Here is a 9,455-nt window from a genome sequence, read left to right as displayed (position 1 = left end):
ATCAAATAAACTACTGCTTGAAAACATTTTGCTATATTTGTTCGAAGGGCTGTGAGGTTTTTTCACAGTCTGACGTTAGTAGCCATTTTGAGAAAAAATGGAGAATTAGAATCAAATTAATTTTAAACTACTATTTATGAAAAATATTATTTTAAGTGTATTCGCAATATTTTGTTTTACAAGTTGTACACAAAATGATATTGAAATTTCTGACCAATATGTTTATAATGGAAAAGGTGGAATAAAATGTGAAGTTAATGGAGTTATCCTAAAACCCAGTACTGCTATCGTATATGGAAATGCAGAATTGAGATTTGATTCTGACAATAATAATATACATTTTATGAGTATCAGTTTCCATAATAACAATACAAACACAGGATTAGGATTTCAAGCAATAATGGTGAAAATAATGAATGTAAATTCAACTACAGATTTGAAAGGAAATACGTATTCACTAAAAGAAGAAATTAATAATGAAAGTTTTGGAAATTATATCAAAAATGATTTTGAAAATAAATACAAAACAAATAATGTTATTAATGGTGAATTAAAAGTTCTCTATCATGACGTAAAGAGAAGAAAAGTTGGAGGCACTTTTTGGTTTGATGCCATAAATAATGAAGGAGTTATAGTGAAAGTTAGAAACGGACAATTCGATTTAACAAATTAAAACCGCTACTAAGAGAAGTAGCTGTTGCACAACCTCTTCAAAAAACTAAATTTAAAAAATAAAAAAACCATCCTCGTTGTAAGGATTAAAACAAAGAAAAAATGTTTACAGTAGAACAAATCAAAGCAGCTCACAGCAAGGTAAAATCAGGTGCCGATTTTCCGTCTTATATTAAAGAAATTAAAGAACTAGGTGTTACTCATTATGAAGCCTATGTATCAGACGGTCATATTGACTATCACGGCGGTAGCAATTATACGGCAACTGTTCCAGCAAAGTATGCGCCACTAGAAATTGCTAGCACACCAAAAACAGTAGAATTCAAAGCAGAATTATTGGCACATCAACAAGGAAAAACCGATTATCTCACTTTTATTAGAATGTGTGCAGCAACAGGAATTGAAAAATGGGAAATCTGTATGGATAAAATGACGTGTACGTACTTTGACAAAGAAGGAAATGAAATTTTGGTAGAACAAATACCACAATAAAAACTAGCTACAACAGTTGTCACTTAAAATCAAATAATTAAGGGAATGTTTTTTCTTACGTGGTTAAAAATAACACCATTGTAAGATTAGAAATCAGCAATCCATTAAATCATTCCTCCCATTTGAAAAACTTTAATTTCAAAAAACTAAACTTTTTCAATACTTTAGCCCCATGATTCAAGTGAGTATTATTGGTTCTGGAAATGTAGCCCAACATTTAATTAGTGCTTTATTACAAGCTCAAAATAATGATGCCGATATAAAACTAGTGCAAGTCTATTCTCGCCAAGTTGAAAGTGTGGCTCACTTACTTGATTCTGATTCAATCACCAATGATTTCAATACATTGCGCCCAGCGGATTTGTATCTCATTACTGTTTCAGACGATGCTATTGCATCTGTTTCTGCTCAATTGCCTTTTAAAAATAGGCTTGTGGCTCATACTTCGGGCAGTGTGTCCATTACAGATTTAGACCATCAAAATAGAAAAGCCGTTTTTTATCCGTTGCAAACTTTTTCTAAAAATAGGGCTGTCAATTTCAACGAAGTACCTATTTGCCTCGAAGCCCAAAACACTAGCGATTATGAATTGCTAGAAAAAGTAGCCAAAAGTATTTCTGAAAAGACATACGAAATTCAATCCGAACAACGTAAAGCCTTGCATTTAGCTGCGGTATTTGTGAATAATTTTGTAAATCATTTGTACCAAATAGCAAGTGATATCTGTGAGGATCATCAAGTCCCTTTTGAAATTCTAAAACCATTGCTCCAAGAAACTGCTAATAAAGTCATGACACTTGAGCCAAAAGAGGCACAAACGGGTCCAGCAAAAAGAAAAGACACGCATACTATACAACGTCATTTGGAGTTAATAACAAATGAAAATCATAAGAAAATATACGAATTACTAACACAATCCATACAATCAGATGGCAAAAAGTTATAAAGAAATCATGAATCAAATTACTACGTTTATATTCGACATAGACGGCGTTTTAACCGATAGCTCTGTACATATCACAGAAACAGGAGAAATGCTTCGTATTATGAATATCAGAGACGGATTTGCCATGAAGGCGGCTTTAGAAAGCGGCTACAATGTATGTATCATTTCTGGTGGCAATAACGAAGGAGTGCGTATTAGGTTACGAAATTTGGGAATTACTGACATTCATTTGGCATCTCCAGATAAGGTTGAAACGTTTAAAGAATATACCGAACTTTACTCTATTAGACCCGAAACGGTTTTATACATGGGTGATGATATTCCTGATTATCATGTCATGCAATTGGTTGGATTGCCTACTTGTCCGCAAGATGCAAGCCCAGAAATCAAAGCTATTTGCCAATACATTTCACATAAAAATGGTGGTAAAGGAGCCGTTCGTGATGTTATTGAACAAGTGATGAAAGTTCAAGGAAAATGGCATTTATATTATGATGGAAAGCACGATTAATAAACAATATTGAATCAAACATCGTCAGTTCGAGTTGAACTATTATTTTCGATAGAAAATGATAGTGAAGTATCGAGAACCTCATAAACGATAAAGCTTCTCGATACAATTTTAAGTAGCAAAGCTATCGCATTAGTACTCAAAATCACTCGAACTGAAGGGGAAAGACAAAATTTTACGCAACAAATAATTAGAAAAAACGAATCTCAAAAAAACATGAAATTCTTAAAACTCATTCGTTACCAAAACCTTTTACTACTTGCCCTGATGCAACTTATTTTTCGCTATGGATTTTTGAAACAGCAAAATGTGTATTTGTCTTTAGCTGATTGGCAATATGTTTTATTGGTTTTGGCAAATGTTTGTATCGCTGCTGGTGGCTACATCATCAATAATATATACGATTACAAAACCGATATGGAAAACAAGCCCGAAACGGTGGTAATTGGTAAATCCATTTCTGAAAGCTTGGGCTATAACCTCTATGCGGGTTTTACTATTGTTGGTGTGGGAATTGGATTTTATTTATCAAACGTAATTCAAAAACCAAGTTTTGCGACTATTTTTGTTGTTATAGCTTCTACATTATACGTCTATGCTACTAGTTTAAAACAAAGCTTGCTTATTGGGAACTTCATTGTTGCCTTTTTGCTTTCTTTTAGCGTAGTTATCATTGGTATTTTTGATTTATATCCTGCAACTTACTATGGTAATCAAGAGATCATGCGATTGTTGTTCAGCATTCTTTTAGACTATGCTATTTTTACTTTTATGATTAATTTTATTCGAGAGATAGTCAAAGATTTAGAAGATGTAAATGGCGATTACAATCAGGGAATGAATACGTTACCTATTGTATTAGGTGTTGGACGAACGACTAAATTAATTTTTGTTTTAAGCCTTATTCCTATACTATCATTAGTGTACTATATCAAGTTCTACATATTTGATAGTAGCTTGTATTTGAGTACGATATATGGGATTACCTGCATACTTACGCCACTAATTTATTGTATGATTAAAATGTGGTCGGCAAAAAATAAAAGTGATTTTAAACACCTAAGCCAAGTTCTTAAATGGGTGCTTTTCTTTGGTATTCTTTCGATTGCAGTTATTTCTTATAATATGCCTCATCATGCTTAGAGAACAACTAAAAAAATACAAGCTCATCTTAGCTTCGGGTTCTCCTAGAAGACAACAATTTTTCCGTGATTTGGATTTGGATTTTGAAATCCGACTGAAAGAAACTGAAGAGGTGTATCCATCCAATCTCATCGAGGAAGACATCACCGACTATCTCGCTGTTTTAAAAGGTGATGCCTTTGAAGGAGAGTTACTAGATAACGAAATTCTCATTACTAGTGACACTATTGTTTGGCATGAAAACAAAGCATTAGGGAAACCCAAAGACTATGAAGATGCTTTTTTAATGCTACAATCGCTTTCCAATAAAACACATAAGGTGATTACCTCAGTTTGTTTTAAAACTAAAGACAAAACAGAGGTCATCTCTGAAACTACTCTAGTTACTTTTCATCCTTTGAGTGATGAACAAATTAAATACTACCTAGACCACTATCGTCCTTTTGACAAAGCAGGAAGTTATGGCATTCAAGAATGGATAGGTTTTGTGGGTGTTGCAAAAATTGAGGGCTCCTACCCCAACGTTATGGGAATGCCTGTTGACAAAGTATATCAGTACCTTCAAAACTATTGTTGATAACTATGTTATTAACAATTTCTTACAAAACATTCCAATAGTATACATTTCCTAATTTTGATGTAGTATTTTTTTTATAAAATGTATTGCCTTTTTATTTATTAAACAGCATTTTTAATACTGTATTGAGATTATATTTTAGTAAGTATAATTTTATTTTTTTACTAAAATTATGTATTTCGTCGAATAAATAATCTCTTAATCGATATATTTTTGAAATAGAATTAAATTTATAACGTTGTTTCTCGTTCAGAAAAAAAGAATGGAATTGTATTTTTTTTGAAGCAAAAACATAGAAATCATGAAAAAAGCATCACTAATTAGCTCGCTGATTATTTTATTCGGCACACAAATAGCACTCTCACAGACACGAAAAAACACTGATTCTTTGCCAATAGTTGACCCCGTTTCACAATGTGCCTATCGCTATTATTATTATCCCAACATTCAAGCCTACTTTGATACTCAAAAAAAAATATTTTACTTCAAAGTTGATGGAGAATGGACAACAGGGGAAGAAATTCCAGAAGACTATGGTGGGTATTCTTTGTACAAGATGTTCAATGTTTTGATTACTGATTATGATGATGAAAACCCTATGCAATTTTTAAGTATTCACAGAAAAAAATATCCATATACCTCAAACGGAAGAATAAAACCTTCTACAGTATCGACAGAATAGATTTTTTACATGTTTTTTTTTAAAAGTGACTATGTTAAAATCCCATTAAATACAGTCACCACTTTTGTTTAATTACTATATTTGAAGCTAGTGCCAATATACTATTACAATGCAAAAGCTTTCTTTTATTACAATAGTTTTCCTCTTTTTTGTACAACTTTTTTTTGCTCAACAGCCACAGAAACCTAATGCTGTTGAAATTTATCATCAAATTCAAAAGCTAAACTTTTTAGGCTCTGTACTTTATATAGCAGCTCATCCCGATGATGAAAACACGAGATTAATTTCTTATTTTTCTAATGAAAAGAATGCTAGAACAGCTTACTTATCTCTAACTCGTGGTGATGGAGGTCAGAACTTAATAGGGCCAGAATTAAGAGAATTGCTTGGCGTGATACGAACTCAAGAACTTATTGAAGCCAGAAAGATTGATGGCGGAGAACAATTTTTTTCTACAGCCAATGATTTTGGGTATTCAAAAAATCCTGATGAAACACTTCAAATTTGGGATAAAGAAAAAGTGCTCAGCGATATGATTTACATCATTCGTAAATTCCAACCCGATATTATTATCAATCGCTTTGACGCTCGAACACCGGGTACTACTCATGGCCATCATACGTCATCGGCTATTTTGAGTTTAGAGGCTTTTGATAAGTCAAATAATGCTTCCGAGTATGCCAATCAACTCAATCTAGTGGACACTTGGCAGCCAAAAAGGGTATTTTACAACACTTCTTGGTGGTTTTATGGCAGCAAAGAAAATTTTGAAAAAGCAGACAAATCTAGCTTAATTCCACTTCAAATAGGCGTCTATTATCCATCGATAGGAAAATCAAATCAAGAAATCGCTGCATTGAGTAGAAGTAAACATCAATCCCAAGGATTTGGAACCACTGGAACTCGCGGAGAAGAATTAGAGTATTTGGAATTTATTAAAGGCAACCCACTAAAAGACAAAACAAATCTTTTTGAAGAAATTGATACCTCTTGGAACCGAATTAAAGGTGGTAAAGCAATTGGAGAAGTTCTAGCTAACGTAGAAAAAAATTTCGATTTTATAAATCCCGCTTCAAGTATTCCTGATTTGGTTAAAGCCTATACTTTAATTCAAAATTTAGAGGAAACACATTGGAAACCGATCAAATTAGAAGAAGTAAAAAAGATTATTGCTGGCTGCTCTGGATTGTATGTAGAGGCTGTCGCAAATGAAGCTGAAGCTACTCCGGGAAGTCAACTAAAAGTTACATGCGAAATCATTAACCGGAGTGAAATCCCTATGCAATTGACTGCTGTAAACTCATTTCCTACTTCCAATACCAACAGCCCTTTTCAAGTCATTGATTTAAAAAATAACATTTCGCAAAATCTAACTCTTGAACTTACACTTCCAGAAAATAGCAATTATACAACACCTTATTGGTTGATGAATCAACAAACCTTGGGAATGTATCAAGTAAGTGACCCGTCAAAAATAGACATTCCAGATAGCATTCGTGACACAAAAGTTACCTTCAATATCCTTATTCAAGGAGTAGTAATTCCATTTGAAAAAACCGTTGTTTATAAAAAAAATGACGATGTGAAAGGAGAAACTTACCGCCCTTTTGATATCGTTCCAATAGTTTCAACTTCCATTTTAAATAAGGTCATTATTTTCAGTAAAGAAAAAACAAAGACTATTGGTGTTACAATTACAGCTGGAAAAGATAAGATAAGCGGTACTGCTGAATTAAAATTACCTGAAAACTGGGAAATTACACCCAAAAGTATTCCATTTGCATTTGATAAAAAAGGAGAAGATAAAACCGTATTTTTTCAAATTACCGCTCCTAAGAATGCCGAAGAAGCGACTCTAAAAAGCATTGCCATTATTGATGGCAAAACGTATGAAAAAGAACAATTTACAATCAATTACGAACATATAGCGCGACAACAAGTACTAAAGCCTTCAGAAGCAAAATGCATTAAACTAGATTTGAAAACAGGCAATGAAAAAATTGCCTATATCATGGGAGCAGGTGATGAAATCCCAAAAAGTTTGACTGAAATGGGCTATGATGTTTCTATCATTAGTCCTGATGCTATTAGCCCTGAAAAACTAAAGCCGTTTCAAGTTGTAATTACCGGTATTAGAGCATACAATACTTTGAAAACCTTAGCTTTCAAACAATCTATTTTATTTGATTTTGTTAAAGAAGGTCATACCATGATTGTTCAATACAATACCACAGGAGATTTGGTAACGAAAGAAATTGCTCCATTTCCTTTAAAATTATCTCGAGATAGAGTTACCGATGAAAATGCAGAAGTAACATTCCTTGAGCCCAATCATTCGATTTTAAACTACCCCAACAAAATAACCAAAAAAGATTTTGAAGGATGGAAACAAGAACAAGGTTTATATTATCCTAACGAATGGGACAAAGCCTTCACCCCTATTTTAGCATCTAATGACAAAGGGGAAACTCCGAAAAAAGGTGCGCTTCTAGTAGCCAAATACGGTAAAGGGAATTATATTTATACCAGTTTAAGTTTCTTTAGAGAATTAACAGAAGGAGTTTCAGGTGCTTTTCGACTGATGGCTAATTTGATTTCAATTCCATAAAAAAAGTAACTATGACAAATAAAATGTCTTCTTGGAAAAAAAGTTATACTTGGGTATTGGTTGCTAATGCCATCTATATTTTGATTTTTTGTATCATCATGCTAATCTTTTCCTAGTATGCAACAACTCGACTGGATAGTACTATCAGCCACCCTACTCTTTATTGTTTTTTATGGGGTTTGGAAAACCAAAGGTAGTAAGAACGTAGAAGATTATATCCTTGGAAACAATGAAACGCCGTGGCATGTGGTTGGATTATCTGTTATGGCAACACAGGCTAGTGCTATTACTTTTTTGTCAACACCAGGACAAGCCTATCATGACGGAATGGGATTTGTTCAGTTTTATTTTGGTTTGCCCATTGCGATGGTAGTGATTTGTGTAACTTTTATACCTATGTATCACAAATTAAAAGTATACACCGCGTACGAATATTTAGAACAACGATTTGATTTAAAAACACGTTCATTAGCAGCCATACTGTTTTTAGTTCAACGCGGTTTGGGAACAGGCTTAACAATATATGCCCCCGCTATTATTTTATCTGCTCTGCTTGGTTGGAATCTTACCTTGTTAAATATTGCAATTGGAGTTTTGGTAATTATATATACCTTTTCAGGAGGAACAAAGGCGGTAAACGTAACTCAAAAGCAACAAATGTTTGTTATAATGACTGGGATGTTTGTTACTTTTTTTCTGATTTTGCATCTACTCCCAAACGATATGACTTTCAGCAATGCTATGCACATCGCTGGTGCCAATCATAAAATGGATATTGTTGATTTCTCTATGGATCCTGAAACGCGCTACACGTTTTGGAGCGGAATTACTGGTGGTTTTTTCTTGGCACTCTCCTACTTTGGAACTGACCAATCACAAGTTGGACGCTATTTATCTGGAAAGTCAATAAAAGAAAGCCAAATGGGACTCATCATGAATGGATTTCTAAAAGTACCTATGCAATTCTTTATTCTATTAATTGGAGTAATGGTTTTTGTCTTTTTTCAATTCAACCCTGTTCCATTAAATTTCAACCCTAATAACAAAACCATTGTTGAACATTCTATTTACAAAAAAGAATACGATGTTTTAGAGCAAAAACTCAGTAAATTATCAGAAGATAAAAAAGAAATCAATTTGCTTTACATAGACCACCTCAACCAAAATTATGACAATCCTATTTTGAGAAAAGAGTTGGTTGCCCTTTCTAGCAAAGAAAACGATTTGAGAGATGAAGCCAGAGAAGTTATTTTAAAAGCTGACAGCAAATCAGAAACTAATGACAAGGATTACGTCTTTATTCATTTCATCTTACATTACCTCCCAAAAGGGCTTATCGGATTGCTTCTTGCCGTAATTCTCTCAGCAGCAATGTCTTCTACGGCTTCTGGCATAAGTGCTTTGGCCTCGACCACCGCAATTGATATTTATAAACGTAATGTAAAAGAACCCAAATCAGAAAGACATTTCGTGAGTGCTACTAAGTTTTTCACCATTTTATGGGGCTTGATAGCGATTCTTTTCGCTTGTATCGGCACTCTTTTTGAAAACTTAATCCAACTCGTGAATATCGTAGGTTCTATATTTTATGGAACTGTTTTAGGAATTTTTTTAGTTGGCTTTTACATCAAATTTGTTAAAGCTAAAGCTATTTTTTGGGGAGCAGTGATTAGCCAATTATTAATTTTTTACATCTACTATTTAGGTAAAGTCAGTTTTTTATGGCTTAATTTTATTGGAGCCATGTTGACAATTGTACTTTCTATAGTACTACAAATGGTGACTAAACGTGAAACTAATGAATAAAAAAACATCCCAACTTTG

9 protein-coding genes are annotated in these 9,455 nt (G+C 33.4%); all 9 read left to right on the top strand.

The window, feature by feature from the left end; all coding sequences use genetic code 11:
• Window positions 1-136 precede the first annotated feature (136 nt).
• Complete coding sequence (locus AC23L6_RS12575) at window positions 137-673, top strand: Riean_0653 family protein (protein ID WP_487562709.1); 537 nt, start codon at window positions 137-139, stop codon at window positions 671-673.
• A 101-nt stretch (window positions 674-774) separates the two neighbouring features.
• A complete protein-coding gene (locus AC23L6_RS12570) occupies window positions 775-1,164 on the top strand; it encodes a DUF1398 domain-containing protein (RefSeq protein WP_487562710.1) in 390 nt (129 codons plus the stop codon).
• Between the two features lie 172 nt (window positions 1,165-1,336).
• Window positions 1,337-2,110 (top strand): Rossmann-like and DUF2520 domain-containing protein, encoded by a 774-nt coding sequence (locus AC23L6_RS12565; protein WP_487562711.1) that lies wholly within the window; start codon window positions 1,337-1,339, stop codon window positions 2,108-2,110.
• The gene (locus AC23L6_RS12560) at window positions 2,094-2,621 is read left to right on the top strand and encodes a KdsC family phosphatase (protein ID WP_487562712.1); all 528 of its coding nucleotides are present in this window, start codon (window positions 2,094-2,096) and stop codon (window positions 2,619-2,621) included. Before AC23L6_RS12565 ends, AC23L6_RS12560 begins: the two co-directional genes overlap by 17 nt.
• A gap of 216 nt (window positions 2,622-2,837) precedes the next feature.
• The gene (locus AC23L6_RS12555; protein ID WP_487562713.1) at window positions 2,838-3,764 is read left to right on the top strand and encodes a geranylgeranylglycerol-phosphate geranylgeranyltransferase; all 927 of its coding nucleotides are present in this window, start codon (window positions 2,838-2,840) and stop codon (window positions 3,762-3,764) included.
• On the top strand, window positions 3,757-4,341 hold the full coding sequence (locus tag AC23L6_RS12550) for a Maf-like protein (protein WP_487562714.1): 585 nt from the start codon (window positions 3,757-3,759) through the stop codon (window positions 4,339-4,341). Before AC23L6_RS12555 ends, AC23L6_RS12550 begins: the two co-directional genes overlap by 8 nt.
• Window positions 4,342-4,642: 301 nt before the next feature.
• Complete coding sequence (locus AC23L6_RS12545; RefSeq protein WP_487562715.1) at window positions 4,643-5,023, top strand: hypothetical protein; 381 nt, start codon at window positions 4,643-4,645, stop codon at window positions 5,021-5,023.
• A gap of 109 nt (window positions 5,024-5,132) precedes the next feature.
• Window positions 5,133-7,631 (top strand): PIG-L family deacetylase, encoded by a 2,499-nt coding sequence (locus tag AC23L6_RS12540; protein ID WP_487562716.1) that lies wholly within the window; start codon window positions 5,133-5,135, stop codon window positions 7,629-7,631.
• A 117-nt stretch (window positions 7,632-7,748) separates the two neighbouring features.
• Entirely contained in the window at window positions 7,749-9,437 is a 1,689-nt protein-coding gene (locus AC23L6_RS12535; RefSeq protein WP_487562717.1) for a sodium:solute symporter family protein, read from the top strand.
• Window positions 9,438-9,455: the final 18 nt, after the last annotated feature.

This window comes from Flavobacterium sp. R1_16, assembly GCF_057652095.1.
Note: the sequence above shows the minus strand (reverse complement) of the source record. Positions and strands in the feature narration are given on the sequence as shown.